Source organism: Microcoleus sp. D3_18a_C4 (assembly GCF_036702415.1).
GTDB lineage: Bacteria > Cyanobacteriota > Cyanobacteriia > Cyanobacteriales > Microcoleaceae > Microcoleus.
The window spans coordinates 1-25,969 of sequence record NZ_JAUBTI010000086.1; the positions used below are offsets into that span (position 1 = coordinate 1).

The 25,969-nt window shown below is 44.4% G+C and carries 26 protein-coding genes; 17 read left to right on the forward strand and 9 right to left on the reverse strand.

Annotated elements, in window-relative coordinates; genetic code table 11:
* The first annotated feature begins 311 nt into the window (after nucleotides 1-311).
* On the forward strand, nucleotides 312-983 hold the full coding sequence (purN, locus tag QUB16_RS26020; RefSeq protein ID WP_333320614.1) for a phosphoribosylglycinamide formyltransferase: 672 nt from the start codon (nucleotides 312-314) through the stop codon (nucleotides 981-983).
* Nucleotides 976-2,085 (forward strand): class I SAM-dependent methyltransferase, encoded by a 1,110-nt coding sequence (locus QUB16_RS26025; protein ID WP_333320616.1) that lies wholly within the window; start codon nucleotides 976-978, stop codon nucleotides 2,083-2,085. The genes purN and QUB16_RS26025 overlap by 8 nt, the downstream gene beginning before the upstream one ends.
* 242 nt (nucleotides 2,086-2,327) lie before the next feature.
* Here the strand turns inward: QUB16_RS26025 and rlmN are convergent, their stop codons facing one another.
* The gene (gene rlmN, locus QUB16_RS26030; RefSeq protein ID WP_333320618.1) at nucleotides 2,328-3,437 is read right to left on the reverse strand and encodes a 23S rRNA (adenine(2503)-C(2))-methyltransferase RlmN; all 1,110 of its coding nucleotides are present in this window, start codon (nucleotides 3,435-3,437) and stop codon (nucleotides 2,328-2,330) included.
* Nucleotides 3,438-3,787: 350 nt separating this feature from the next.
* Here rlmN and lgt point away from each other — a divergent pair, with 350 nt between their 5' ends.
* On the forward strand, nucleotides 3,788-4,681 hold the full coding sequence (gene lgt, locus QUB16_RS26035; protein WP_333320620.1) for a prolipoprotein diacylglyceryl transferase: 894 nt from the start codon (nucleotides 3,788-3,790) through the stop codon (nucleotides 4,679-4,681).
* 120 nt (nucleotides 4,682-4,801) lie between these two features.
* Nucleotides 4,802-5,581 (forward strand): precorrin-4 C(11)-methyltransferase, encoded by a 780-nt coding sequence (cobM, locus tag QUB16_RS26040; protein ID WP_333320622.1) that lies wholly within the window; start codon nucleotides 4,802-4,804, stop codon nucleotides 5,579-5,581.
* 213 nt (nucleotides 5,582-5,794) lie between these two features.
* On the opposite strand, the gene QUB16_RS26045 is transcribed toward cobM, so the two are convergent.
* Nucleotides 5,795-7,087: a transposase gene (locus QUB16_RS26045; protein ID WP_333320624.1), complete on the reverse strand. Its 1,293-nt coding sequence runs from the start codon at nucleotides 7,085-7,087 to the stop codon at nucleotides 5,795-5,797.
* A 75-nt stretch (nucleotides 7,088-7,162) separates the two neighbouring features.
* Here QUB16_RS26045 and QUB16_RS26050 point away from each other — a divergent pair, with 75 nt between their 5' ends.
* Together QUB16_RS26050 and QUB16_RS26055 are read left to right on the forward strand one after the other, a co-directional pair.
* Nucleotides 7,163-7,933 carry a dienelactone hydrolase family protein gene (locus tag QUB16_RS26050; RefSeq protein ID WP_333320626.1) on the forward strand — a complete coding sequence of 257 codons (771 nt, stop codon included), beginning with the start codon at nucleotides 7,163-7,165 and terminating at the stop codon, nucleotides 7,931-7,933.
* A gap of 152 nt (nucleotides 7,934-8,085) precedes the next feature.
* The gene (locus QUB16_RS26055; protein ID WP_333056840.1) at nucleotides 8,086-8,568 is read left to right on the forward strand and encodes a flavin reductase family protein; all 483 of its coding nucleotides are present in this window, start codon (nucleotides 8,086-8,088) and stop codon (nucleotides 8,566-8,568) included.
* A gap of 51 nt (nucleotides 8,569-8,619) precedes the next feature.
* On the opposite strand, the gene QUB16_RS26060 is transcribed toward QUB16_RS26055, so the two are convergent.
* Nucleotides 8,620-9,126, reverse strand: coding sequence for a pyroglutamyl-peptidase I family protein (locus QUB16_RS26060; RefSeq protein ID WP_333320628.1), 507 nt, complete (start codon nucleotides 9,124-9,126; stop codon nucleotides 8,620-8,622).
* A 46-nt stretch (nucleotides 9,127-9,172) separates the two neighbouring features.
* Between QUB16_RS26060 and hisH the strand changes: the two genes are divergently transcribed.
* The 7 genes from hisH to QUB16_RS26095 all read left to right on the forward strand — a co-directional run bounded on the left by hisH (nucleotide 9,173) and on the right by QUB16_RS26095 (nucleotide 15,364).
* On the forward strand, nucleotides 9,173-9,808 hold the full coding sequence (hisH, locus tag QUB16_RS26065) for an imidazole glycerol phosphate synthase subunit HisH (protein WP_333320630.1): 636 nt from the start codon (nucleotides 9,173-9,175) through the stop codon (nucleotides 9,806-9,808).
* A gap of 269 nt (nucleotides 9,809-10,077) precedes the next feature.
* Nucleotides 10,078-10,620, forward strand: coding sequence for a 16S rRNA (guanine(966)-N(2))-methyltransferase RsmD (rsmD, locus tag QUB16_RS26070; RefSeq protein WP_333320632.1), 543 nt, complete (start codon nucleotides 10,078-10,080; stop codon nucleotides 10,618-10,620).
* Nucleotides 10,621-10,876: 256 nt separating this feature from the next.
* The gene (glmM, locus tag QUB16_RS26075) at nucleotides 10,877-12,337 is read left to right on the forward strand and encodes a phosphoglucosamine mutase (RefSeq protein WP_333320660.1); all 1,461 of its coding nucleotides are present in this window, start codon (nucleotides 10,877-10,879) and stop codon (nucleotides 12,335-12,337) included.
* Nucleotides 12,338-12,523: 186 nt separating this feature from the next.
* Entirely contained in the window at nucleotides 12,524-13,498 is a 975-nt protein-coding gene (hpsN, locus tag QUB16_RS26080) for a hormogonium polysaccharide biosynthesis glycosyltransferase HpsN (RefSeq protein WP_333320634.1), read from the forward strand.
* 129 nt (nucleotides 13,499-13,627) lie between these two features.
* Nucleotides 13,628-14,797, forward strand: a complete 1,170-nt coding sequence (gene hpsO, locus QUB16_RS26085; protein ID WP_333320636.1) for a hormogonium polysaccharide biosynthesis glycosyltransferase HpsO — start codon at nucleotides 13,628-13,630, stop codon at nucleotides 14,795-14,797.
* Between the two features lie 43 nt (nucleotides 14,798-14,840).
* Nucleotides 14,841-15,188 (forward strand): hypothetical protein, encoded by a 348-nt coding sequence (locus tag QUB16_RS26090; RefSeq protein WP_333146302.1) that lies wholly within the window; start codon nucleotides 14,841-14,843, stop codon nucleotides 15,186-15,188.
* Nucleotides 15,185-15,364, forward strand: coding sequence for a hypothetical protein (locus QUB16_RS26095; RefSeq protein WP_333320638.1), 180 nt, complete (start codon nucleotides 15,185-15,187; stop codon nucleotides 15,362-15,364). The genes QUB16_RS26090 and QUB16_RS26095 overlap by 4 nt, the downstream gene beginning before the upstream one ends.
* Before the next feature lie 151 nt (nucleotides 15,365-15,515).
* Here QUB16_RS26095 and QUB16_RS26100 read toward each other — a convergent pair whose 3' ends face one another.
* On the reverse strand, nucleotides 15,516-16,145 hold the full coding sequence (locus QUB16_RS26100; RefSeq protein WP_333320640.1) for an RloB family protein: 630 nt from the start codon (nucleotides 16,143-16,145) through the stop codon (nucleotides 15,516-15,518).
* Nucleotides 16,138-17,424 carry an ATP-binding protein gene (locus QUB16_RS26105; RefSeq protein WP_333320642.1) on the reverse strand — a complete coding sequence of 429 codons (1,287 nt, stop codon included), beginning with the start codon at nucleotides 17,422-17,424 and terminating at the stop codon, nucleotides 16,138-16,140. The genes QUB16_RS26100 and QUB16_RS26105 overlap by 8 nt, the downstream gene beginning before the upstream one ends.
* Nucleotides 17,425-17,523: 99 nt before the next feature.
* On the opposite strand from QUB16_RS26105, the gene hpsP reads away from it, so the two are divergent.
* The 3 genes from hpsP (at nucleotide 17,524) to QUB16_RS26120 (ending at nucleotide 20,326) form a co-directional block, all read left to right on the forward strand.
* Nucleotides 17,524-18,699 carry a hormogonium polysaccharide biosynthesis glycosyltransferase HpsP gene (gene hpsP / locus QUB16_RS26110; protein ID WP_333320643.1) on the forward strand — a complete coding sequence of 392 codons (1,176 nt, stop codon included), beginning with the start codon at nucleotides 17,524-17,526 and terminating at the stop codon, nucleotides 18,697-18,699.
* A 131-nt stretch (nucleotides 18,700-18,830) separates the two neighbouring features.
* Nucleotides 18,831-19,412: a hypothetical protein gene (locus QUB16_RS26115; RefSeq protein WP_333320645.1), complete on the forward strand. Its 582-nt coding sequence runs from the start codon at nucleotides 18,831-18,833 to the stop codon at nucleotides 19,410-19,412.
* On the forward strand, nucleotides 19,400-20,326 hold the full coding sequence (locus tag QUB16_RS26120) for a HEAT repeat domain-containing protein (protein ID WP_333320647.1): 927 nt from the start codon (nucleotides 19,400-19,402) through the stop codon (nucleotides 20,324-20,326). Before QUB16_RS26115 ends, QUB16_RS26120 begins: the two co-directional genes overlap by 13 nt.
* A gap of 339 nt (nucleotides 20,327-20,665) precedes the next feature.
* On the opposite strand, the gene QUB16_RS26125 is transcribed toward QUB16_RS26120, so the two are convergent.
* The 3 genes from QUB16_RS26125 to QUB16_RS26135 form a co-directional block, all read right to left on the reverse strand.
* Complete coding sequence (locus QUB16_RS26125) at nucleotides 20,666-21,226, reverse strand: TerD family protein (protein WP_333320648.1); 561 nt, start codon at nucleotides 21,224-21,226, stop codon at nucleotides 20,666-20,668.
* A gap of 233 nt (nucleotides 21,227-21,459) precedes the next feature.
* Nucleotides 21,460-21,885: a DUF4359 domain-containing protein gene (locus QUB16_RS26130; protein WP_333320650.1), complete on the reverse strand. Its 426-nt coding sequence runs from the start codon at nucleotides 21,883-21,885 to the stop codon at nucleotides 21,460-21,462.
* 319 nt (nucleotides 21,886-22,204) lie between these two features.
* Nucleotides 22,205-23,170, reverse strand: a complete 966-nt coding sequence (locus tag QUB16_RS26135; RefSeq protein WP_333320652.1) for a M48 family metallopeptidase — start codon at nucleotides 23,168-23,170, stop codon at nucleotides 22,205-22,207.
* 225 nt (nucleotides 23,171-23,395) lie between these two features.
* On the opposite strand from QUB16_RS26135, the gene QUB16_RS26140 reads away from it, so the two are divergent.
* The gene (locus QUB16_RS26140) at nucleotides 23,396-23,947 is read left to right on the forward strand and encodes an acireductone dioxygenase (RefSeq protein ID WP_333320662.1); all 552 of its coding nucleotides are present in this window, start codon (nucleotides 23,396-23,398) and stop codon (nucleotides 23,945-23,947) included.
* Nucleotides 23,948-24,158: 211 nt separating this feature from the next.
* On the opposite strand, the gene QUB16_RS26145 is transcribed toward QUB16_RS26140, so the two are convergent.
* On the reverse strand, nucleotides 24,159-25,778 hold the full coding sequence (locus QUB16_RS26145; protein WP_333320654.1) for an NAD(P)/FAD-dependent oxidoreductase: 1,620 nt from the start codon (nucleotides 25,776-25,778) through the stop codon (nucleotides 24,159-24,161).
* Nucleotides 25,779-25,969 lie beyond the last annotated feature (191 nt).

Below are 25,969 nucleotides of genomic sequence, written 5' to 3' on the forward strand. Positions count from 1 at the left end.
GTATTGTACAATACGCGAGCGGGGACGCTCGCACTACAATAAAAAAAATGCTTTTTACAAAACTGAGATGCTCCCTACTTACGACTTACGCAATATCTCCATGTAGAGTGCGCCGAAGCACACCTTACCCTTTACCTGTATTGTAGAAGACGAGTGAATAGTTTTTATCTTTATGACCAAGAATTTCTTGATGGTACCCGCCACGTGATTTATCCGTGGAATCAATCCCAAATCTCAAATCTAAAATCCTCACGCCCCCGAATTGATCCGTGGGGTAAATCCCAAATCTAAAATCTAAAATCTAAAATCGAATGACCGCTAATCCAGTATCTGTTAATTCCCATGCCTGCCTGATTTCTCCTGAGATTGGCAAAAGTGCGCTCGCTCCGGCTCATCCTCCATTAAAATTAGGAGTTTTAGCATCAGGAAGCGGCAGCAACTTCGAGGTAATTGCCCAAGCCATCCAAAACAAAGAGCTCAACGCTCAAATCCCAGTATTAATTTACAACAACCCAGAAGCAAAAGCCGCAGCCAGAGCCGAAAAATACGGCATTCCCTCGATTCTCCTCAATCACCGCGACTGCAAAAGCCGCGAAGAATTAGATACAAAAATTGTCAAAACTTTTCAAGAATATGATGTAGAATGGGTAGTGATGGCGGGTTGGATGCGAATTGTTACCGAAGTTTTGTTTGATGCTTTTCCCGATCGCGTTATTAACATTCACCCCAGCTTACTGCCGAGTTTTCCAGGAATTCGCGCCGTCGAGCAAGCACTAGCCGCCAAGGTTAAAATCACCGGATGTACGGTGCATATCGCCCGTTTAGAAGTAGACAGCGGGCCGATTTTAATGCAGGCTGCCGTGCCGGTATTGCCTGAAGATACCGCAGAAACGCTGCACGCGAGAATTCAGGTGCAAGAGCACAAGATTATGCTCGGTGCGATCGCACTTATTGCCGAATCTAATCGAAAATATTGTGACTAAAAACCTTACCAGTGCTGCATCTATCCCCGCATTGCCCGTCAGCGAATCACCCGACACAGGCCCGTCGCTGACAGACTCGAATCGCCTGAAATTAATTCTCAAAGAAAGGCTCAAAAGGAGCATCGGCCTCAAGGGAGAATTCTATCTGCCTTGCTTGCCATCGATGCTAGACGACTATCTTAAATTACTGTCAGACTTCTTAAACATTCTCGGACAAAACATCGACGCTGCCCAAGCCGAAAACTTGCGAACATTAATCGCCAACGCCTTAGCAGAAGGATTCAAAAATTCCCCCCACGCTAATCTAATAGTCTCCTATTTTCCCGCCAATTCCCAAACCGGTTTAGCCGGCGGCATTACTCTGAATACCAAGATTCAAGTCGAATCAATGGCCCAGAAATATCATAGCTGGCCGGATATTCGCCCCGAACCTTTATTCGGCAGCCATCCCGATGCCAAAGTCATCGCCATTGCCGCCGAATTAGGCGAACCGGGAAAAGCACCTATTTTAGATGTTGGTGCGGGCCCAGGGCGCAATAGTTTGCCTTTAGCAAGGTTAGGCCATTCCGTGGATGCGATCGAACTCACACCGATATTTGGCGAGAAACTATCAGCAGCAGCAACCGCCGAAAAGTTGCCGATAAGTGTCACCCAAGGCGATGTTTTAGATCCATTATTGAGGATGAAAACTTATCGGTACAAATTAGCCATTGCTACCGAAGTTCTCTCACACTTCCGCTACCCCGAACAAATTCGTCTTTTCCTCGGTAAAATGTCCGATGCCGTTTTAAGTGGCGGGTTTATCTTATTCAGTGCTTTCTTAGCTGTAGATGGGTACGAACCCGACGAGATGGCAAAACAAATGTCTGAATTGTGTTGGTCTTATCTGATTACCAGAGAAGAATTGCAAGCAGCAATAGAGGGTTTGCCGTTAGAAATTATTTCAGATGAATCGGTGATTGAATACGAACAAAAACATTTGCCTGAATCTGCATGGCCGCCGACACCTTGGTTTGTCAGTTGGGCTAGCGGGCGAGATTTATTTTCGGTGCAACAAACACCGCCGTTAGAGTTGCGGTGGATACTTGTTAAACGCTTGTAGCTAAAATAGTAGCATACGTCAGGATGTAGTTTCTCAATAATTGATAAAATAACGCACTCTAACTCACATCTTGCACCATTCTTAAGAACAGGCAAGATGCCTGTTCCACAAAGATGGAGTTTTATTCTTGTGGGGAGTAGGGGTTGGGCATCCTGCCCGCCCGCAAAAGGCTAGTTGAGAATGGTGCAACATCTCAGATATAACGCACCCTACAACAAATTTTAGCGGTTAAAAATCCAATCCTAAACCTCGGATGCCCGCAATTGTCCGCAGGCTGCATCTGCTTCTAAGCCGCGAGAATACCGCACGCTAACTGCAATTTTCTTTTCCTTCAAAGTCGCAACGAAACTGTTAATTCGATTGGGAGTCGGTCGCTTATATTCAGCTTCCTGAATCGGATTGTAAGGAATCAAATTGACGTGACACTGAAAACCGCGCAAGTGAGTTGCTAACTCGGATGCGTGTTCTGGCAAGTCATTCACACCTGCTAAAAGTACGTATTCAAAACTCAATCTGCGCCCAGTCGATCGCACATATTCCCGACATTCTGCGATTAACTCACCCAAAGGATAAGGGCGGGCGCTAGGAATTAACTCTTCGCGCAATCTTTGATTGGAAGCGTGGAGGCTGACGGCGAGGGTAACTTGCAGTTGATGTTCGGCTAGTTGGCTGATGCGATTGCGAATTCCTACTGTGGAAATCGTGATATTTCGCTGTCCAATTCCGACATCTTGATTCAAACACTTGACAGCAGCTACAACATTATCGAAATTCAGCAGGGGTTCGCCCATACCCATAAATACGATGTGGCTGACTCGGCGGCCAAAATCTTGCTGTACTGTCAAGACTTGATCGACGATTTCGTTTACTTCTAAATTGCGCTTGAAACCGCCTTTCCCGGTAGCGCAAAAGTCGCAGCCCATCGCGCAGCCAACTTGGGCTGAGACGCACACAGTCAGCCGTTTATCGGTGGGAATGCCGACTGTTTCAATGATTTGACCGTCTGCCAATTTTAAGAGATACTTTACCGTGGCGTCTGGTGCGACCGATCGATAGTGAATGGTCGATCGCCCGATCGGGATTTTAGCAACAGTCTCGCGCCACTGTTTCGAGAATACAGAAATATCAGAGATCGATCGCGCACCTTTCTCATAAATCCACTGGTACAACTGCTTTCCCCGATAAGCCGGTTGTCCCTGCTGCTGCACCCACTCCGTTAACTCAGCTAAACTCGCGCCCAGCAAGGGCGGAATTTTACCCGACTCAACAGCCAAAGCAGCAGTCTTGCGAGACTGATTCGCACCCTTGGAATTACCAGAAGAGTACACCTGAGAAACGGAAGTAGGAGACATAGGTCATCAGAAAATTTAAAGCCATCCTCTATATTAAAACTTCTCGACCAAAACTGCCGTTAATCCTCCTGAAGGCGAAGTCTCGATCCCCCTAAATCCCCCTGATTGTTGGGAAGTAGGGGTTGACTTTGAGAATAATCCGGTACCCCCCTTTTTAAGGGGGGTTAGGGGGGATATTATTGTGGACTCACAAAGAAAACTCCAGACACAAATGTCCGCAACAAAGTTAATTTTTGGCAAAATTCCCCAAATATTGCGTGTAAATGACCACAGCCACCTAAAATAAACTCTGGAGTTTGTTAAAGGGTATGCAAATTTGACAGCTTTCCATCACAATTAATGCAACTTTTATGGTGCTAAATATTCTTGCGCTGCCCTTAGCGTTTCAATTTACATCGCCGGGCCCAATTATCTTTGAACTTGGCCCCGTAGCCATCCGCTGGTACGGGCTGTTGATAGCTTCGGCCGTCTTGATTGGGGTCAGTCTGTCCCAATACTTAGCTCAAAAACGCCGCGTCAACCCGGAATTATTGGGTGATTTGGCAATCTGGCTGGTTTTGGGCGCTATTCCCTGCGCTCGCATTTATTACGTGGCTTTCGAGTGGCAGCAATACGCCCAGAGGCCTGAAGATATTATTGCGATTTGGAAAGGCGGAATTGCCATTCACGGGGCGATTTTGGGTGGCACGATCGCAGCTTTAATTTTTGCGAAAATTCAGCGAGTTTCTTTTTGGCAATTGGCAGATTTAATCGCGCCTTCGGCAATTCTCGGTCAGGCGATCGGACGCTGGGGAAATTTCTTTAACTCCGAAGCTTTTGGCAGTCCTACGGATTTGCCTTGGAAACTCTATATTCCGCCAAACAGTCGCCCGCCCGCCTACGCTAATTTTGAATACTTCCACCCCACATTTCTCTACGAATCCCTGTGGAATTTGACAGTATTTGGGTTGCTTCTGAGTTTATTTTTTCGCGATGTGCAGGGCAAAATTCGCTTGAAAATTGGTGCTTTATTTTTGGTTTATATCGCAGCTTACAGTTCCGGTAGAGTCTGGATTGAAGGGTTGCGGACTGATAGTTTGATGTTCGGGCCGCTGCGGACGGCACAGATGGTAAGCTTGACTGGGATTGTGTTAGGGTTGGGCGGGTTAGCTTGGCTTTATTTGCTCGATCGACCTTTACCCGATGTTGTGTCCCCCAATAGCGATCGGGCAAAGATCGCTCACAAATCCCCAGAGGATCAATAAAAAACCCCAGAGAGGTTAGTCTCTAGGGTTCAAAACCAGGGTGCATCTACCATCTATTACTTCCAACCAAAATAGGTACATCCGGAAGCATCCGTAAATTTAGCAAATTTGTTAGCAGCAATGAGTTTGACAGAGATTGAAGCCCTAATTCCAGGGGTATACATTGTAGGTGCAGGCCCGGGAGACCCGGATTTGTTGACTGTTAAGGCTCAAAAATTACTGGCTGCAGCCGATGTCATATTATTTGCTGACTCGCTAGTGCCAGAGCAAATTTTGCAGGGGGTACGCGCAGATGCTGAAGTGATCCAAACTGCGGATAAGACCCTCGAAGAGATTGTACCTTTGATGGTGGAACGAGTGCGCGAGGGAAAAAGCGTCGTCCGTCTGCATTCCGGCGATCCCTGTCTCTACGGGGCTGTCGGCGAACAAATGCAAGCTTTGGCCTTGGAGGGAATTGCTTTTGAGGTAATTCCGGGAATTAGCGCTTTCCAACTTGCGGCGGCTAAACTTAAAATTGAGTTGACAGTTCCGGGAATTGTACAGACAATTATTTTGACCAGAATTAGCGGTCGAACCGAAGTACCGGAACGCGAAGAATTGGCGAGTTTAGCGGCTCATCAAGCGAGTTTGTGCCTGTATTTGAGTGCCCGCCATGTCGAAAAAGCTCAAGCTAAATTGATGGAACATTACCCATCGGATTTGCCTGTAGCGATTTGTTATCGGTTGGGCTGGCCGGATGAAAAAATTGTGCTAGTTCCCCTTGACAAAATGGCAGTTGCTACCCGCGAAAATAATTTGATCAGAACGACAATGTATGTGATTAGTCCGGCGTTGGGAAAATCGGCAGAAGGGCGATCGCGCTTGTACCATCCAGAGCACGATCGGCTTTTCCGTCAGTAGTCAGTTGGCAGTTGGCAGTTGGCAGTTGCAATGCCCAATTCCCAATGCCCAATTCCCAATGCCCAATGCCCAATGCCCCATTCCCCATTCCCCATTCCCGATGAAAGACTTAACTCGCAGACAATTTATCACTGTCACCGCATTAAGCGCCGGATTTGCCTTAGCAGTTCATCCTATTGCGACTGCCGTTATCAATAGCTGGCAAAAGTATAGTCATTTATAGACATGGGAGGCTTCAAGCCCCTCCCCTTTCACTTTTACTTTGAGCGGATTAACCCGCCTCGGCTGAACTACGCAGCTCCCTATCCCATTGCTGAACGCATTTGGGATTGCTTTTCTGAGAATGTTGTACGAAGCATTCACGTCAGAATTAATTAATTGACCCGTCGATGTTTTGTACAAACCACGCTTAATCCGTTTACCAGTAAACACAGGCTCTTTTTCTGTTTTACCGTAAACAGGAATTGGATCTAAACCCAGAAAGTTGGCTCGGGAGGTGTAGGACTCTTCTGTCACAATCACCGTGATTCCCACTAACCGAGCTTTGTACTCCAACATTTCAATTAATCGAGAGTGAGGAATGCTGACAAAGTTTTGATTAGTTCTCTTCCCTAACTCGATTTCAGTTTTCCACTGGGCATTCTTGCCAATTACTAACGTCCCAATTTGTTCTGCTGTCAAACGAGCAACAATCACACGACTGGTATGATGTAAGTAATTATCGACTTTCTGATTGCGACAGCGTGTTAATCGCTGAATCCGTGGTGAAGTTTTGCGATTTCCTCTCAATTGGGATTGTAATTTTGCTTGGCGTTTGTTGTAGAACTGGTTGATCGATTTCAATGGTCCCCCGTTAATCAACAAAGGGATAAATCCCGGTTGATTTGAAGTTAACGCCACTAAATTATCCAGCCCCAAATCAATACTAGCTACAGAGTTGGCCTCGCCAAGGGTGGACTCCGGTTCACTTCGACTACGCTCAGTACAAGCATCATAAATTACCTCAATTACATAGGAATCACATTTCGGAACCAGTCTAACTTGGCAAACCTGGTCGGGGCTGACTTTGGTTTTAATTGAAAGCTCAGTACCCGAAAGCTTAATGATTCCCTTTTTCAACTGTTTGCTACTAATCGCTTGAATTGTGTAGACTAGAAGGTTTCGCCCTTTGATTTTATCTTTGTACTTTGGCAGTTTTGGGCGACCAGTGAATTTGGAAGAATCAGCCTTGTAAGCTTTAACCGCCTCAAAAAAAGATTTCCAATTCTTGTCTAGCACCATCAAGATTTGCTGGCTGACTTTGGCAGGCAAAGCCTTGTAGGCTTCATGAGACTTCATCAAGCGGTTCATTTCGTTATAACTGACATACTTCCATCCATAAATAAAGCTCTGACGAATGACGTAATTGGCGGCATTGTAGAGGTTTTTGGATTTGAAAGCTAATTCGTCAATTTGGGCGAAACGGTGTTCCGTTGATTTAATGATGTGCCTTTCTGTTAGCTGCATTTAAGGCTTCCATTTTTTAACCTATGTGTAGTTCACTCGACCACCATGATAAGATCATACTACCATTGTTTATAATTGCTTATAAACTCAACGAAGTTTTACAATACCGATGCTGCTGGTTTAGTTGCCGGTGAGGTAAAAATTCCCGTAAAAGACGGCTCAATTCCAGCCTACAGAGCAATGCCAGCCAGCGGCAGCAATTTTCCAGTAATTTTAGTAATTCAAGAAATCTTCGGAGTTCACGCGCACCTTCAAGATATTTGCCGCCGTTTGGCAAAATTAGGTTATTTAGCGATCGCCCCAGAAATGTTTGCCCGTCAAGGTGATGTTTCTAAAATCACCGACATCCAAGAAATTATTAGTAAAGTTGTCTCGAAAGTTCCTGACGAGCAAGTTATGTCCGATTTAGATGCAACCGTAGATTGGGCACAAAAGTCAGGAAAAGGCAATACTAATAAGTTGGGAATTACAGGATTTTGCTGGGGTGGCAGAATTGTTTGGCTGTACTCTTCTCACAACCCGAAAGTCAAAGCAGGAGTGGCTTGGTACGGGCGTGTGGTTGGCAATTCTACGGATTTAACTCCCAAACAGCCGATCGACATTGCAGCAACTTTGAAAGTGCCTGTATTGGGGCTTTACGGCGGCAAAGACGAGGGAATTCCCAACGATACAGTCGAGAAAATGCGGGAAGTTCTCAAAACTGGCAGCAGCGGTTCGGAAATTGTGCTTTATCCAGATGCGCCGCACGCTTTTAACGCCGACTATCGCCCCAGTTACCGGGAAAAAGAAGCTAAGGATGCTTGGAAACGGATGCAAGATTGGTTTAAAAAGTATGGAGTTTCATAATAGTTGTGAGTTGTTAATTTTGACTTAAAACTGGTGTCAAGTTTGGGATCGAAAAAGGCAATATTAGCGAATAGCCCTGAAGACAGTTGGGTTTGTGGGCCCGACATTGGTAAACTGGGCGATGTAGAATTATCGATCGAACAGGTAAGCCCGTGCTAGACGAACAAGCTAAAAAGACCATCTTGCGGAAAATCCCTCACGGATTGTACATCTGCGGTGTCAAAGACGGGGAGGAAGTCAACGGTTTCACCGCTAGCTGGGTGATGCAATCTTCCTTTACCCCTCCCTTAGTTGTCAACTGCGTTAAGCAAGACTCCAAATCCCACGCCATGATCAAAGCCAGCGGTGTCTTTGCTTTGAGTTTCCTAGAAGCGGGACAGAAAGAATTAGCCCAGAAATTCTTCAAGCAGCAGCGCCGCGTTGGCAATAAATTTGAGGATGTAGAATTTTATCCGGGCGCGGAAACTGGTTGTCCGATTATCTCGGATTCTCTGGGTTACATCGAGTGCAAAGTTGTCGGGGCTGTGGAACACGGGGATCACACGGTTTATGTGGGAGAAGTTTTGGCTGCAGGCGTCCACCGAGAAGGCAATCCGTTGCTGCTAGAAAGCACGGGTTGGAATTACGGCGGCTAAAGACCTCTGGCAGTTGGCAACTGGCAGTTGTCAGTTGTCAGTTGTCAGTTGTTAAGGGAGGCGAGTTAAAATTAATAAAAAATCGGCGACAATTTTGTCGGCATTTTCTTCTGTCAAAATTGGTACGTGTACGAAAATACATTTGGTGCTAAGTTGAGAATCTGCAAGGTGTTTTAAAACTGCATAATACAGGGCTTCGCAAACAAATTTTCCGGCTTCGTGACTGATTTCTGTGGCGGCTAAATCAGCGACTAGCGGTTCGAGATTAACTGCTGTTTTCAGAATGTCGCTATCGCAGCAAGCGCAGGATTCTACGGTTAATTTTTGCCGACTTTCGGCCATGCCACAGCAGATAATAGTGTCGGGTTGGAGTTGGTTGATTTGGGCGATCGCTAAATTAGGTGCTAGCTGGAAATCTACTGGCAGTTTCCTCAAAAAAGTCAGGGAATCCGGCAAATATTTTATCTGGGAAATCTTGGCTAATAAGTCGTCAGAAGAGTTGGATTTCTGATGGGGAAGCCAAGTATCAAATGAGGTTAGCAGGATTTTGGCCGTCATATTTGTGCAATAATACTGATATTGATAATATAAGGCAAGTAAGTCAATGTCTGTCATTGCAGTAGTGGACTATGACATGGGCAATCTGCACTCAGTCTGTAAAGGCTTGGAAAATGTGGGTGCAGTGCCAAAAATTACAGATTCTCCTGCGATAATCGAGCAGGCTGATGCGGTGGTTTTGCCGGGAGTTGGTTCGTTTGACCCGGCAATGCAGAATTTACGATCGCGCAATTTGATAGAACCGATAAAAAGGGCGATCGCCTCTGGAAAACCTTTTTTAGGCATTTGTTTGGGTTTGCAAATTTTGTTTGAAAGTTCCGAAGAAGGCGTAGAACCGGGATTGGGCGTTATTGCCGGAAAAGTGCGCCGATTTCGCTCGGAACCGGGTTTGACAATTCCGCACATGGGATGGAATCAATTGCAATTTACTCAGGCGAATTTGTCGTTGTGGGAAAATTTACCGTCCGATCCTTGGGTGTATTTCGTGCATTCTTATTATGTCGATCCGGTGGAGTTGGAAGTGCGATCGGCAATTGTGACTCACGGTAGTCAAAACGTGACGGCGGCTATAGCTAAAGACAATTTGATGGCCGTGCAGTTTCACCCGGAAAAGTCTTCGAGTACGGGATTGCAAATGCTGTCAAATTTTGTCAGTCTGGTGAGGGAAAAAGTACCTGCTTAGGTGGCATGAATCTTAAAAAAAACCCGGTAGATTGCCGAAACCGGGTTTGACATTTTTAAAAGTGTTCTTCCTTCTTCCTGACATCCGTTACATCTGAGATGTTCCACCATTCTCAATTACTTGTTTAGGAACAGGCAAGATGCCTGTTCCACAAGAAAATTCACTCTTTGTGGAACAGGCATCTTGCCTGTTCTTGAGAATGGTGCAAGATGTGAGTTACATCCGTTACATCCGTTACACAATCCGTTGCCGAACTTCCTTCTTCCTAAATGACTTTAAGAATCAGTGGCAATCGCCAAATCAAAACCCTGCCGGGACTCGCAACTCGCCCTACACCTTCGCGAGTCAGAGAAGCTTTATTTAATATTTGGCAAGGGACGATCGCAGATTGCAGATGGCTTGACATTTGTACCGGCAGCGGTTCGATGGGTGCAGAAGCTTTGTGTCGTCAAGCCGCGAGTGTCACTGGCATCGAACAGTCGGCGAAAGCTTGTGCGATTATCCGCGAAAACTGGGAGAAAATAGCAGACTCGTCCCAAACATTCCAAATACTGCGGGGAAACGCGACGGCGAAGTTGGCAACACTAGCGGGGCAGCAGTTCGATCGCATTTACTTCGATCCGCCCTACGCCAGCGACTTGTACGAACCTGTGTTAAACACGATCGCCAGCCAAGAAATGCTAGCACTCCTCGGCGAAATCGCGATCGAACACAGCCCGGAGCGATCGACACAACCGATTTCCGGCCTAGAAATTTGCCGCCATAAAATATACGGCAATACAGCATTAACCTTCTATACCCGCAGTGGCTGACAAGCTCAAACCGCAGCCGCCTCACTCCTGGAGGCAAAAAGAAACCGGGTTTCCTGGCGTTGGCGCCCCCGGTACTAAAAGTTTTTCCATTGGGTACAATACAAATTTTTCCGATGAAGTTAAGCTTGGTGCGTAGGTTGTCAAAGCAAGTTGCTTCAGCAATTGACGAAATAAATGGAGTTTAGGCTGAAAATAAAGACTTTCAGTTGTAACATGAACCCAAAGTGTGAGTGTGAATATTCCTAAAGGAGTGAATATGGTTCAGACACCTTCGCGCCCTCGTGGCAGCGAGTTTCCGGCTGCTAACTCGGTACAGCCAGTCAAACGCGATACGATTCTGGTGGGAGATAGCCTCCCCCTGCCCAATACCAAACTCTTCGGCACAGACGGCATTCGCGGGAAAGTTGGAGAATTGCTGAATGCACCCCTAGCCCTGCAAGTGGGCTTCTGGGCTGGACAAGTTCTACGGCAACATTCCCCCAACCAGGGGCCTGTGATTTTGGGACAAGACAGCAGGAATTCCAGCGATATGCTGGCAATGGCACTGTCAGCGGGTTTGACAGCCGCCGGTTTGGAAGTGTGGAATTTGGGATTGTGTCCCACTCCCTGCGTTGCTTATCTGGCAAGCGTTTCGGAGTCGCTCGGCGGAGTGATGATTTCGGCTTCTCACAATCCCCCAGAAGACAACGGCATTAAATTTTTCGGCTCAAACGGCTCCAAGCTGTCGCAGCAGTTGCAGGAACAAATTGAAGCGGGAATCCGGGGGGCAAAGGTTCCGGTTGCTAGCTTGGCTTTGGGACACCACTACCATCGCTCTGAGTTGGTTAAAGATTATGCCACTTCGCTCTGTGATTCGCTGCAAGAGATGAATTTGGAGGGAATGCGGATAGTTTTGGATTTGGCTTGGGGGGCGGCCGCGGGTTTGGGGCCGGCGGTGTTCGCGCAAATGGGGGCGGATGTGATCTGTTTGCACGACTCTCCTGATGGATCTCGTATTAATGTTAACTGCGGTTCTACTCATCTCGACAGTTTGCAAGCGGCTGTTTTGGAACACAATGCCGATTTGGGATTTGCTTTTGACGGCGATGCCGATCGAGTTTTGTGTGTTGACAACCAAGGTCGAACGATTGACGGCGATTACATTCTTTATCTGTGGGGTCGGCAGTTGCGCGACTCCCAACAGTTACCATCCAATTTAATTATTTCTACTGTAATGGCTAACCTCGGCTTCGAGCGAGCTTGGGAAGAATTGGGGGGCAAACTAACTAGAACCAACGTGGGAGATCAGTACGTTCACGCTGAAATGCAGCGCACTGGTGCGATGTTGGGCGGCGAACAGTCGGGACACATTCTTTGTCCGCATTACGGTATTAGCGGCGACGGTTTGCTGACAGCTTTGCATTTGGCTTCGCTGGTGCGCCAGTCCGGGGAATCTTTGGCACAATTGGTAAGTGGCAGTTTCCAAACTTATCCGCAGTTGTTGCGAAATATTCGGGTTGACGATCGCGAAAAACGCCTGAAATGGCACGAGTGCGAGGCAATGCAAAGTGCGATCGATCGTGCTACAACGGCAATGGGAGAACAGGGACGGGTTTTGGTTCGCGCTTCTGGCACTGAACCGCTAATGCGAGTTATGGTGGAAGCGGCCAGCGCCGAATTGGCTAATTTCTGGACTGAAAATTTAGTTTTAGCAGTTCAGCAACATATAGCTATCTGATGGAAATGGGGAATTGCTAAAACTTTTGAGTTTTGAGTTTTGAGTTTTGAGTTGAAATCTTTTAATTCAAAATTCATAAATCAAAATTTCTAACTATTAATTTCGAGTTTTAATCAACTTCTCCAAAAATAACGAGTGGGGCAGGCATCCTGCCTACCCTTAACTTTATTTGCACTCAATTGTGTGATGATGATTTCTGTTGTGATACCCACCTACAACCGCGAACAACCTCTGCGAGAGACATTGGCTGATGCGATTCGGCAAAATTATCCGAATTTTGAAGTGCTGGTAATCGATCAAACTCGCACCCACGAATCAGAAACTCAAGTTTATTTAGAAGAATTGGCAAATGCTGAGAAAATTCGCTGGTTTCGGGTAGATTGGGCGAGTTTGCCGGCTGCTCGAAATTATGCAGTGCGGCGCGCAGTTGGAGAGATTATTTTATTTATTGATGATGATGTACAATTGCCAGATGGTTTTTTGGCGGCTCACGCTGGCAACTATTTAGAAAAACCCGATGTGGGATGTGTGGCGGGCAGGGTTTTTGACAGAATGAAACTGGATAATTCTGGAGGCGATTTGGCGATCGAATATTTGCCATCAGAAGCTATGGATGCGGGGATTGCCTGGTATTTTATCGATTTGGTGCATACAGTAAAACCGCAGCAGGTGCTCTCGGCTAGAGGCTGCAATATGTCATTTCGCCGACAGGTTTTTGCCGAATGCGGGCTGAGGTTTGACGAGCGGTTTGCAGGGAGTGCGGTGCGGGAGGAGTCGGATTTTTGTTTGAGATTGCGATCGACTGGCATGAAAATTTGGTACGATCCCAATGCGTCTTTAGTTCACTTGGGGGAAGAGAGCGGGGGCTGTCACGATGTCAGCACGCGATCGATCGAGTATCAAGTCACATTTTATCACAACCATTTCCTCATGGGATTGAAAAATTTAACAGCCTTTCAATGCCTGCGATTTTTTGCCAAACTGTTTGACTGCCACGTTTGGGGAAATCCACCTTGTTATAAAAGCCACTCGCCCATTAAAATTATAACTAGATTTGCTTTTTATATCCTGGGTTTTCTCAGTGCTATAAATACACTAATTCAATCTCTGTGGAATGATGGACAAACTTACACCCATCAAGACAAGATTAACGCTCAATAATTCCCAATTCCCAATTCCCAATTCCCCATGCCCCATTCCCAATGCCCAATGCCCCATTCCCAATGCCCCATGCCCCATTCCCAATGCCCAATGCCCAATGCCCCATGCCCCATTCCCCATTCCCAATAAATGAGAATTCTCGTGGCTAGTCACACCTATATTGTGGACATTAATCGGGAAAAATTCAAGATATTAGCCAACCTAGAACCCGATATTGAAGTAACAGTTGTAGTGCCGCAGCGTTGGAAACCGGGAGGCGTACAAAATAAAATTATAGAAACGCAATTTTATGAAAAAGGCTCATTTAAAGTAGTCCCAGTTTCCAACTTTAGTCAAAACAATCAAGGGTTACTAACTTTTGGTATAGATTTAATTGAAGTTCTGCAAAAAATTAAACCGCAGATAATTCAAGTTGAACAAGGTGCAAAATCTCTTGCTTGCGCTCAGTTAATCTTACTCAATAAACTCCTAAAACTGCAAGCAAAAAATATATTATTTACTTGGTGGAATCTGCCTTATCAATTGAAGTGGCCCGTTTCAGTCTTAGAAAATTACAATCTTCAGCACACCGACGGAATTATTGCAGGCAACCTAGATGGAGCTAAAATTTTGCGGCAGCGGGGCTATCAAGGTGCGGTAAAAGTAATGCCACAACTCGGCGTAGATGAAACTTTGTTTCGCCCCACTGGTAAAGACGCTGATTTATCGCGCAGCTTTGGCATTAAACCGACCGATTTTGTGGTAGGATTTGTAGGTCGATTTGTCGAAGAAAAAGGATTGTTGACTTTAGCTGAAGCCTTGGCAGGGTTGAAAAAAATCTCTTGGAAGTGGCTGTTAGTAGGACAAGGAAAATTGCGGAAGCACCTCGCCGAAAAATGTATTGAAGGGGGAATCAGCGACCGAATAATCTGGGTAGAAAGCGTTTCCCACGAAGAAATTCCCCCTTACATTAACTTAATGAACTGTTTGGTATTGCCCTCGCAAACCAGCTATAAATTCAAAACTCTGACCACGGTGGGCTGGAAAGAACAATTCGGTCACGTTTTAATTGAAGCGATGGCCTGTCACATTCCGGTTATTGGTTCCGACTGCGGGGAAATTCCCCACGTCATCGGCGATGCGGGGTTATTATTCCCAGAAGGAAATGCAGGGGTTTTGCGAGAGTGTTTGCAGAAATTGATGGAGCGGCGGGAGTTGGCGGCCGATTTGGGCGATCGGGGTTATCATAGAGCGATGAGCAATTATACAAATAAAGCTTTAGCTGAGCAGTTATTGGACTTCTACAAAGAATTGTTGTAACTTTTAGCAGTATAATGCAAGTGTTAAATAAAAACTGTAGTAAATGTCTATTCCTTCCGAGATACGCTCTTTGGTTGACGAACTCTACCAGGTACTAGACGATAGCGATCGCCAAGCAACGCAGGGACTTTTTGCACTTAGAAGAGCAATGTCTCTTTTTCCCCAGAATGAAATACTGATGCAATACTTTTCTTCGATCAGTAATTTTCAATTCTGCGTATCAGGTGTTCGCTTACAAGCAGAGCACATTGTGGGCAATGTATTGATGGCTGGTGTGCCCGATGAAGATGTTCAAAAAGCAGGAGATTATTTAGCAGCCTTGCTACATATGGCTCCTGAATCGAAAATTATGATAGACAAAGTAGTTGAGAGATTAGAAGCATTGCCATGAAACAATTACCAGATGAAAGCCAACTCCTGGAAATCCTGGAAATTGTGAAAGCCGCAGAAGCCAAAGCCAGTGAAATGTATGAATTTTCCAAGACAATGGCTCACAATACCCAAATTACAGCCACAAAAAGAGAAGAAGCTGAACAGCTAGACGGGCAACCTTTTTCAGATAATTAAATTTGTAATGGGAGATGTTGGTATGTGGATTTAAATAACTATCCCTGATGCGAATTCTCCAAATTATCCCCTCAATTTCCCTCGTCTACGAAAGTTGCAGGGCTTACGCATGGGGCGGCTATAAACCCGGTTTCTACGACTTTCTCCCTCATCAATCAGGAATAAAACCGTTAAGTTCTTCGACTAGCAAATGTACTGTTGTTGAAGGATTATCACTTTCAGGGTTGGGGCGATCGTATTCCTGTAAAAGCCGTTTGGCGTGTTTAATTGCATCCTGCTGTTTGTCTTTTAGTTCCTCATAAATCGTCTCGCTGTTTTTCTTATACTCGTGTCCCAATAACTTGGTTAGCATATTTTGATAATCTTTGCGAGAAATTCCCGTATTATAAAAATGGAAGTGCAGCAAATACCACAATTCAAAAGCATCATTTGAATAAGCTACTTTAATGCCGTTATTTTGGGCAATATTTATAGCTGCATTGAAATTTTGCGCGTCGTTAGGATTTTTAGGGTTGTTATCGCGATCGAACACGCACCAAAAGCGGTCTGTTTCGTCGAATTCTGAGTCGTTTTTTAACTCAATAGCTTTTGTTACTAAACTATTCGTATTTCTTCCTTCTCCTCTGATATCCAGGTTAATTACCTTTGTGTCTACCGGGAAACTTTTAAAATAGTTGGGTTCTGTTTTCTCACCTTCGCACACGATTAAAAACCATCTTCTACTTTTATCTTTTCGATTGTAGTAATCAATCTTGCTTCTAGACGAACTTTTTTTACTCATGAAGTTCACCTATTAGTTCTTTGAAATTACCAATAAAAGGGATAGCGCCATACTTGCCGATAATGTAATCGCGCTCGAATGAGGCATCTTTCCCGACTTTATACTCTACCAAAGAGTACAAATCAGTAGCACCCTTGTTATCCTTTTCAGTAAACCATATTTGATCCTTACGAAAAGTTTTGCTACTGAGCAAGTTTGTGTCGTGTGTCGTGAATATAAGCTGTGCGTTGTGCGGATTAGTCTCGTTAGAATTGAATAAGCAGATTAATTCGCGAGTAATCAGCGGATGAAGTCTGGCATCAAGTTCATCAATTAATAAAATCTTTCCTGTTCTTAAACTATCCAGGAGAATGCCTGCTAATGCAAACAGTTTGTTGGTTCCCTCAGATTCATGCTTTTCGATATCAAATAATTCTATAGCAGTCTGTTTCCCATTAGCATCATATTTGGGGTGAGATGTCTGCACCGTAGTTTGGGTTTCAGAATTAGGGTATAAACTACTATAGGAACCCCCGTATTTTGCTGTATTATCAGAAATAGAAAATACAGGAGTATTTACCCGCTCAATATCTAAAATACCTAAGTCTAATTTTTTAATAAATTCAATAATATCGTGTCTGTGCCCTGCGTTCTCAAAAGACTCTAAAGTTTCCTTGCGGTATTGCCTATCTTGCAAGCCTGATATCAATTGCAAAGTTTTACTGAACCACCGCAATATTTTACCAGAAATTTTACCATTAAATTGTGCGACTACAGAAAGAAATAAAGCATTACTTCGGGTTTTATCGATAATTCCTTGTCCCTCTGGGAAATCATCTAATATATAATTATCAAAATCCCGTTCAAAAAGCATTTTTTCTTCACTGTCATCAGATTGAAATAGCCACTCAGAAACAACTTCCCGCGCGTTCACCTCAAAACCGTACCTAAAAGTTTTGTCTTCTAGTAGAAAAACGATTTCAAAGAAAGACGGCTCTTTTTCTGTCTCCGTACTTAGCCTGAATGCTTCAATATCGATCGCGTCTGAAACTTGCGTTTCTTTGGATGAGTTTAGGACAAACCATTTCATAAAGTTAATAGCAGCAACAATGTTGCTCTTACCACTGGCGTTAGCTCCATAAATAGCAGCACTTTTGAGTAAGCTTAACTTATCATTAATTGGGAATACATTATTTTCATCCAGCTCTTTGTCTTCCTCAGTAATTGACGAGGCTACCATGCTGAGGGTGACAGTTTCTTTAAAAGATTTGTAGTTGCCGACGCTGAATCCAATCAGCATAACTTGCCTCCGATCGCCTAAATTAGTATAACGTGCAAATTTTGCAATTCTTTATATAATAACACAACCAGCTACCTCAGCTAACACCAAGTGCTAACCATGCGAATTCTCCAAATTATCCCCTCAATTTCCCTCGTCTACGGCGGGCCGAGTCAAATGGTACTCGGACTTTCTGCAGCCCTCGCAGCAAAAAACATTGATGTCACCATTATCACCACAGATTCTAACGGAGATATCGGTCAAATTCCCTTAGATGTTCCTCTGAATGAACCAATAAAACAAAGCGGTTATCAAATTATTTATTTCCGCTGTTCTCCGTTTCGTAGATATAAGTTTTCTCTCTCGTTATTGCAGTGGTTGAATGCAAATGCACAACAATTTGACCTCGCCCACATTCACGCTCTTTTCTCACCGGTAACTACCTTTGCCGCCACAATTGCTAGATATCACAACTTGCCATATATTATGCGTCCCTGCGGTATGCTTGACCCCGCCGATTTGCAGAAAAAAAAGCGCTTGAAACAGATTTATGCCACGCTTTTAGAACGCCCTAATTTAGCAGGTGCTGCTGCAATTCATTTCACAAGTAAAGAAGAAGCTAAAATCTCAGAAAGATTTGGTTTGGGTAGCACAGGCAAGATGCCTGTGCCACAGGATTTGGTGATTCCATTGGGGGTGAGGGCAGATTTTTATTCTGATATATTGCCGGATTCTGAAATACCAATAATATTATTTATGTCGCGGATTGAACCGAAAAAAGGGTTAGATTTGCTAATTCCTGCACTGGAAAGTCTTTTGGCAGAAGGCATAAATTTTCACTTTATTTTAGCAGGTTCTAATCCGCAAGATGCAGGTTATGAAACAAAAATTAAAGAAAAAATCCAAAATTCCAGTTTAGGACAATCTACAACAATAACTGGCTTTGTGAGCGGTGATTTAAAAGTTGAACTATTGACAAAAGCCGATTTATTTGTATTGCCTTCTTATTACGAAAACTTTGGCATTGCTGTAGCAGAAGCAATGGCCGCCGGTGTACCTGTCGCCATTTCCGATCGCATACATATTGCGGAAGACATACAGCAAGCAGAAGCCGGTTGGGTGGGGCCTTTGGAAGTAGGGGCGATCGCCCATTCAATCAAATCAGCACTTCTGAATCCACAGGAACGTCAACGCCGGGGATTGAACGGCCAAGAGTACGCAAGAAAGCATTATAACTGGGATGCGATCGCCCAGCAAACCATCGATGCTTACCAGCAGATTTTGGCATCTAAGTAAGTTCCGTTACCAACTCATTAGTAATACAGCGGTTCCCGCTGTAATGCGGTACACTTAATTAATCCTCAACTTTTAAGAAATTGGGAAAGTTAATTGCTGCTACTGTACCTCATAAGAGCGGGAACTGCTGTATGTCTATACTCACACAAACTCTGGAAAAAATTGTCAACTGGCTGCAAGTTAATGACCCTGAATCAATTTCTGGATTACGCCCGGGTTTGACTGACCCAGAAATTGAAAAACTAACTCATGCTCTTCCCTTAGCTCTTCCTTGGGAAGTCAGTGAAATTTACCGCTACTGCAATGGAATGATTGCACTAACTCCTTCTTTAGTTTTAGAATCACTGGAGGCAGCTATTGAAAACACTCGTTACGCTGACTGGATGAGAGGAAACACAATTCCAAATTCTAGCCCTATAATGCCTCTTTTTCATGGAGACGGGAAAGATTTCTATTATGTTATTTGCGATCGAGAAAATGACTCTCCAGTTTGGTGTCTATTTGTAGGAGAAAAACCGAGAATGTATGCTGCTAGTTTAACTAGCTTAATATTAACCACTTGGGAATGTTATGAAATGGGGGCTTATTACATTTATTTTTATCGAGAATATGGTTATTCTTATATAGAGGAAGACTTAGAAAAGTTCGAGGAAATTTTCCAAAATTACAACCCCGACCAGATGGATACTTGGAGATATATATGGAAACTTTAATTGAAGCTTTGGAAAGAATTATGAATTGGCTAAGGGAGCATCAGCCAGACTATGCTGCTTCCTTTTTGCCTGGGCTTAAATATAGTGAAATTCAGGCAGCGGAAACCGAATTGGGATTTAAACTGCCCCCAGAAATTTATGAACTTTACCAGTGGAGAAATGGAACAGAAGAAGATGCTAAGGCGGTATGCTTTCCCACCATGCAGTTCTTGCCTCTTTCTACAGCTATGGAGTGTAGTCAAGGATGGAATGGATATATTTTAGAAGAAAAAACAATTATAGAGGATAGTAAATGGTATGAAACAAGTCCTTTGTTTATATTTCTTGAAGACAATTGTGACAGTTGTGGTATTCCTATTGTTGACTATCAAATAGAAAAATCACCAGTAGTTGTTCTTGGTGAAGGAGAAATGCCCCATATTTTTTATACAAGTCTCACTGACATGATGTTGACTTTAGCAGAATGCTACGAAACAAACGCATACTACTTAGATAAAGATGGATATATTGAAGAAGATGAGTGTAAAGCTGCTGTGGCTTTACGCAAATACAATAGCGATATTAATAAAACAGCAGTATCAATTTTTCAATCTATCCTGTTAGAGCCACTAGATTTTTCAACACTAGACTATTCAAACAGTAAGTTGCTTGGGCAAGTGGCTGAAGTTACAACCGTTATTAGTAGATTTAAAGATCCAAGAAGTGTTGATGTGTTATTGGAAGCTTTACAGATTTCGAGTCAAGCTAAAGGTTTAGGTAGAGATGGAGTTTGTTCTTGGGTAATAAAGGCTCTAGGTGAAATGTCTGATGTTAGGGTGTTACAGCCACTGACTAATGCTTTGCAAGATGATTCTTCATTTGTTAGGAAAGAAGCTCAAGAAGCTTTGTCAAAATTTAGATATAATATGGGTTAAACAGAGTTATGACTCCGACAGCGGACGGGGAATATAAATAGTTTATTTAGCTAAGGATTCAATCAAAAAGGTTGGGAGGGCATGATTTTTATAACTTATATTTTGTCATTAAAAACTACTTTGATTCGATAAATTACTCTGAAAAATGCGCGGCCCTCGATAATGATAGTTGACTGTAGGGTGCGTCGCTATCAGATGTTCACTCTTTCTTTGTAGATTCTCGCTCGCGACGCACCTTACCACACGATTAAACCGCTCTTGACGCAAAGCCAGAGAAGAGAAAGATGAATAATTCCGATGTCAACGGATTTGATATAATTCAGAAATATTATTACTGTTTTAGCTGCAATACTTGTCAACAAAACTCTGCAATCCTGCCTGATATCCTGCTCCTACCGCTTGAAATCTCCACTCTCCATTCTTTCTATACAAACGACCAAATTCTACAGCAGTCTCTAGCGAAAAATTCTCTTTCAATTCATACCGAACCAGTTCGCTTTTGGTATCCAAATTGGTAATTTTGATAAAAGCATTTTTGATATTACTAAAATTTGCCTTGATTTTATCGGCTTCGTCAATAGTCACAACAAAAGTTATTTCCTCAATTTCCGGATTAACTCTTTTTAAGATAACGCCGTAAATAGTTTTATTCTCTTGATTTCGGTTGTTTTTATCCCGAATCACTTGCAGTACCGAATTGTCAAAGGATTGCAAATTATTGTAAAAGATCAAATATTTATCGTTAGGTATTTTGCCGTCAGCACCTAACATAAACGCAGAGACATCAATCTCGTAGCTTTTTCCTGCCTCTGTCACCTGCCAACCGAGGGCGATCGCCATTTTTTTTAAACCGGGCGCTTCTTTAGAAAGATTAAATCTCTCACCCTTACTTAATTGCATTGCCATCTGCTTATTTGTTAAACATCAAACTTTATAGCGTTAATGTTAATATTAAGTGGGACACTAACTTTTCTTCTTTAATAAAACTTAATATTTTGCCTCTAATAGCGGGCCGGATTAAAAATATGTGCTACCGCTCTCCGAATTTATTGAGATTTACTTAGAGAGAATTACCTAAGCAAAAACCGGGTTTTATACAAAACCCGGTTTCGGCAATTGAACTTAATTTGACTCTACTTTTGAGCATTTTCAGAACTAGGTGGCAGCGTCACAAAATTACCAAAAGCTCCAACCGTTTGATAGCTTTTTTTGCCCAGTTCAGTTGTATAAATGCTGACAACGCCTAAATTCTGACGCTCCGTTGTATTGTCGAGCAAGCTTTCGATCGTGCCCCGCTGCGAAGTCAGCAAATTCTTGCAACTGCCGATCAAAGTATCTGTAATGCCGCCCAAAGCTTTCGGCACGCGAGAATCTTTGCACACAGTGCTTTCCAACTCGTTTTGGAGTACGCCGGAAGCATAAGTTAGGTATTGATCTCTCCCAGGATTTGTAAATGCCATGCCGGCAGCCAGAAGAGTCATGGCGATCGCGACTTTTCCCACATTGCCTAAAAAATTAGAAGTTGGCTTGTTAGTATTCATTGCGTTATCAATATTCATTTTTTTTAGCCCCGTTGATTTATAAGCTTCTCTTGATTTAAACTACACCTCCTCAGAAACAGATTTCCGAAAGGAGGGGACAGTTTTTAGATTGGAGGCCCGTTGCGAGTAAGTCTCTCACTGGTTTACCTTCCTTTTACGTTTCCCCCTCCCTCAAATCCGGTAAATTTTCAACAAAACATTTAGCTGGTTAGCTGGTTCCTAGGCTGTGCCTGGGAACCGAGATCCAGAGGCTCTGCCTCGCTAATCCTCGCTTTGGAAGAGGCAGAGCCTCTGGATCTGCATCCCCAGGCAGAGCCTGGGAACGAGGAATTTAAACTTAGTTTCGCTTTGATTTTTGCCGATCAATCTCCCGCTGCAACTCTTCAATCTGACGGCGCAAAGCCTCCGTCTCGCTGTTAGGCGTTTGGGACTTCACATCAACCGCACCCTCAGCTACAGCCCGCTTGTAGTTCCCCAGCTTAATTTGGCGGTATTCCTCGGAACTTGCCCAGTCTCGCAAATACCGCAGGCGTTCCACGGGGAAAGGGTGACTCAGCATCACGCCTTGGCCGCCGTTGTAAAGTAAAAATTTATACACTTGGTTGAGATTGTCTCGATCGAGCTCTTGATAGTTGTCAGACTGGCGGATAAATTCTTGCAAACTGCATTGGTCAGCATATTTACTGCTAACTCCCGCAAGTTGCATCATCGTCTTCATCACACTGTTCAAGTCATCCGTTACCAACAAAGCCGCCCGATCTGCCGATAATTCAGCCTTGCGCCGCCACTCGTAAAAAGCGAAAATTAAACCGCTACCGACCATATTTCCCAGCCCGAAAGTCATCTCGCCAATGGTCGAGGCAACGCTCATCGCCCACGTCGCCATTTGATTTAAAGTTGGATGGCCGCATTTAATGTGTCCCAACTCGTGAGCCAAGACAACCCGAATTTCTTGCTCTTCCAATAAGTCTAAAAGACCAGTGTTTAATACTACATAAGGCTGGTTTTTCCCCAGGGCATAGCTGTTAACTGAGGGATTCTGAGAAACAAATAAACCCGGTTCAGGAAAAACATCTAAAGCCTGCACGCACTCCCGAAATATATGATAAATGCTGGCATATTGGCGAGGCCCGACTTGAATGCTATTTCCCATTAGGTAAACGAATTGCGGTCGTTCGTAGACAAATTCTACAAATTTGCTGGCAATTAAGTCAAATCCAGGCACGCTGCGTAACGCTTCCTCAGCTTGGCGATCGAGGGGATGCTGAAATGCTTCGCTAGAAATTCCCGTATAAGTAGGCATAGTTGTTGCAAAAGTTACATTTAAGATATCAGTAATGCCATCGCTGCTGGTGCTAGCTGGCGCCTGACTTATAATATTATCGCGACAAATATTGAACTGTTGTGGAACAGACCGAAAAGCCTGTTCAAATTAGCGTTAAAATTGTGGTTCTGGTACAGGCGCGATCGACAAACATCTTTCACAGTGCCTGTGTATCGCCTCCCCCAAAAATTGGAACGTGCAAACATGGCTATCCTGCGACTCGAAAACGGTACAACCTACACTCAAGAGAGCGACATTACCCGAGAACTCGCTTCCTTAAACATTCAACTCAACCGCTGGCCCGTCGGTGACAGCGCTGAAATCCAAAATTTGTTAGCTAAAGATGCTCTTGACGACAATCAAAAAGAGCAAGTGCTGCAAGCCCTCGACGGCTACTTTCAACAACTCAAGGAAACCGCAGGCTATCAATCGCGAGACTTAATTGTACTGCACCCAGACATTCCCAACCTGGACACCTTGCTGTCCAAATTCAACAAGTGCCACATCCACGCCGATGATGAAGTCCGCTATATCGTAGCAGGCGAGGGCATTTTCGGCTTCGTGCGGCCCGACGGTAGCCAAGTCGAACTCACTGTGCAGCCGGAAGAATTTATCAACGTGCCGGCGAATACAGAACACTGGTTTTATTTGACAGCAGCCCGGAAAGTTAAAGCGGTGCGCTATTTTACCACGCAAGAAGGCTGGACGCCGGAGTATACGGATACCGAAATTCGATCGCGTTTAGCTGCTGTTTGAACTGAGATGTTGCACCATTCTCAATAAGCTTTTTATGAACAGGCAAGATGCCTGTTCCACAAAGAGTGAATTTTATTGTGGAACAGGCATCTTGCCTGTTCTTGAGAATGATGCAAGATGTGAGTTTCGATGCGTAAGTCCCGCAGTTGACGGTTGACAGTTGACGGTTGACGGCAATCTTCAAATCATCTAAAAATCCTCAAATCCAGCCTCAAATTTTGTGGTTTGAAGATCGCAAAATACTCAAAGCAACCGCCTCCGCCACCTTAATCCCATCAATCCCCGCCGACAGAATTCCACCCGCATATCCTGCACCTTCCCCAGCAGGATAAAGGCCTTCTGTATTCAAACTTTGATAATCTTCCTTGCGTTTAATCCGAATTGGTGAAGAAGTGCGCGTTTCCACCCCAGTCAAAACCGCATCATCCATCGCAAATCCTTTAATCTGTTTGTCAAAAGCCGGAAGTGCTTCGCGGATGGCTGCGATCGCATAATCTGGCAAACTTTCGCTCAAATCTGTCATCACAACTCCCGGCGTATAAGACGGCTGCACAGCGCCTAGCGCCGTGGAAGGGCGATTCGCCAAAAAATCACCCACAAGCTGCCCAGGGGCGTTGTAAGTGCCACCTCCTAACTCAAATGCCCGTTCTTCTAGGCGACGCTGAAACTCAATTCCCGCTAAGGGATGACCGGGATAATCCTCCGGCGTGATACCCACCACAATCCCGCTGTTAGCATTGCGTTCATTGCGAGAATATTGACTCATCCCATTAGTAACAACTCGCCCCGGTTCTGACGCAGCCGCTACTACCAAACCACCCGGACACATACAAAAACTATACACAGAACGACCGTTTTGGCAATGGTGAACCAGTTTGTAATCGGCGGCACCCAAAAGCTTATGGCCGGCCCGATCGCCAAAACGACAGCGATCGATCGTAGTCTGCGGATGTTCCACCCGAAAACCAATGGAAAAAGGTTTAGCCTCGATGTAAACCCCGCGCGAAAACAACATTTCAAAAGTATCGCGGGCGCTGTGCCCCACCGCCAGAACTATATAATTACTAGCAATATATTCTCCACTGGCTAGGGTAAGTCCCTGCACTTTTCCATTTTCGATGTGGATATCTTCCACACGACTTTGAAACCGAATTTCTCCGCCTAATGATTCAATTTGGGCGCGAAGACTTTGGACAATTCCCACCAGTTTGAACGTGCCAATATGCGGTTTATTAATATATAAAATTTCTGGTGAAGCTCCCGCATTCACAAGTTCCGTCAGCACCTTCCGCCCATAATGCTGAGGATCTTTAACTTGGCTGTAGAGTTTGCCATCGGAAAAAGTACCCGCACCACCTTCGCCAAACTGGGCGTTAGATTCTGGGTTGAATTCTGTTTTTTTCTTCCAAAATCCAAAGGTATCAACCGTGCGATCGCGCACTGCTTTTCCGCGTTCTAAAAGGATGGGGCGAAACCCCATTTGTGCCAGCATTAGACCTGCAAACATCCCGCACGGCCCTGTACCAATCACAATGGGGCGAATCGTCAAATTGCTGGGGGCTTTGGCTACATAGCGATAACTCGTGTCTGGCGTTACCATTACATGAGGATCTTTTTTGAAGCGTTGGAGAAGTTGCTTTTCCTGTGTCGTCTCTACATCCACAATATAGACAAGGAGAATTTCTACTTTTTTACGAGCATCGTAGCTGCGCTTGAAGATGGAATAGCTGAGCAATTCTTCGGGGGGAATTTGCAGCTTTTTGAGAATGGCGCTGGCGATCGCATCTTGAGGATGATCTAGGGGGAGTTTTATTTCGGTTATTCTTAACATATAGCAGAGGGAAGTTCGGCAACAGATTGGGTAACGGATTTAACTGAGATGTTGCACCATTCTCGCTTAGCAACAGGCAAGATGCCTGTTCCACACCCACTCAATTTTATTCAACAACAGGCAAGATGCCTGTTCCACACCCACTCAATTTTATTCAACAACAGGCAAGATGCCTGTTCCACACCCACTCA

Coding starts and splice junctions, on each gene's coding strand:
- QUB16_RS26090 (WP_333146302.1), top strand. CDS start 14,841: ATGTCTATTCCTTCCGAGATACGCTCTTTGGTTGACGAACTCTACCAG.
- QUB16_RS26125 (WP_333320648.1), bottom strand. CDS start 21,226: ATGCAATTAAGTAAGGGTGAGAGATTTAATCTTTCTAAAGAAGCGCCC.
- QUB16_RS26095 (WP_333320638.1), top strand. CDS start 15,185: ATGAAACAATTACCAGATGAAAGCCAACTCCTGGAAATCCTGGAAATT.
- QUB16_RS26060 (WP_333320628.1), bottom strand. CDS start 9,126: ATGACGGCCAAAATCCTGCTAACCTCATTTGATACTTGGCTTCCCCAT.
- QUB16_RS26120 (WP_333320647.1), top strand. CDS start 19,400: ATGGAAACTTTAATTGAAGCTTTGGAAAGAATTATGAATTGGCTAAGG.
- rsmD (WP_333320632.1), top strand. CDS start 10,078: ATGACTTTAAGAATCAGTGGCAATCGCCAAATCAAAACCCTGCCGGGA.
- purN (WP_333320614.1), top strand. CDS start 312: ATGACCGCTAATCCAGTATCTGTTAATTCCCATGCCTGCCTGATTTCT.
- hpsN (WP_333320634.1), top strand. CDS start 12,524: ATGATGATTTCTGTTGTGATACCCACCTACAACCGCGAACAACCTCTG.
- QUB16_RS26045 (WP_333320624.1), bottom strand. CDS start 7,087: ATGCAGCTAACAGAAAGGCACATCATTAAATCAACGGAACACCGTTTC.
- hpsP (WP_333320643.1), top strand. CDS start 17,524: ATGCGAATTCTCCAAATTATCCCCTCAATTTCCCTCGTCTACGGCGGG.
- glmM (WP_333320660.1), top strand. CDS start 10,877: ATGGTTCAGACACCTTCGCGCCCTCGTGGCAGCGAGTTTCCGGCTGCT.
- QUB16_RS26100 (WP_333320640.1), bottom strand. CDS start 16,145: ATGAGTAAAAAAAGTTCGTCTAGAAGCAAGATTGATTACTACAATCGA.
- QUB16_RS26105 (WP_333320642.1), bottom strand. CDS start 17,424: ATGCTGATTGGATTCAGCGTCGGCAACTACAAATCTTTTAAAGAAACT.
- cobM (WP_333320622.1), top strand. CDS start 4,802: ATGAGTTTGACAGAGATTGAAGCCCTAATTCCAGGGGTATACATTGTA.
- hisH (WP_333320630.1), top strand. CDS start 9,173: ATGTCTGTCATTGCAGTAGTGGACTATGACATGGGCAATCTGCACTCA.
- QUB16_RS26115 (WP_333320645.1), top strand. CDS start 18,831: ATGTCTATACTCACACAAACTCTGGAAAAAATTGTCAACTGGCTGCAA.
- QUB16_RS26140 (WP_333320662.1), top strand. CDS start 23,396: ATGGCTATCCTGCGACTCGAAAACGGTACAACCTACACTCAAGAGAGC.
- lgt (WP_333320620.1), top strand. CDS start 3,788: ATGGTGCTAAATATTCTTGCGCTGCCCTTAGCGTTTCAATTTACATCG.
- hpsO (WP_333320636.1), top strand. CDS start 13,628: ATGAGAATTCTCGTGGCTAGTCACACCTATATTGTGGACATTAATCGG.
- QUB16_RS26135 (WP_333320652.1), bottom strand. CDS start 23,170: ATGCCTACTTATACGGGAATTTCTAGCGAAGCATTTCAGCATCCCCTC.
- rlmN (WP_333320618.1), bottom strand. CDS start 3,437: ATGTCTCCTACTTCCGTTTCTCAGGTGTACTCTTCTGGTAATTCCAAG.
- QUB16_RS26145 (WP_333320654.1), bottom strand. CDS start 25,778: ATGTTAAGAATAACCGAAATAAAACTCCCCCTAGATCATCCTCAAGAT.
- QUB16_RS26130 (WP_333320650.1), bottom strand. CDS start 21,885: ATGAATATTGATAACGCAATGAATACTAACAAGCCAACTTCTAATTTT.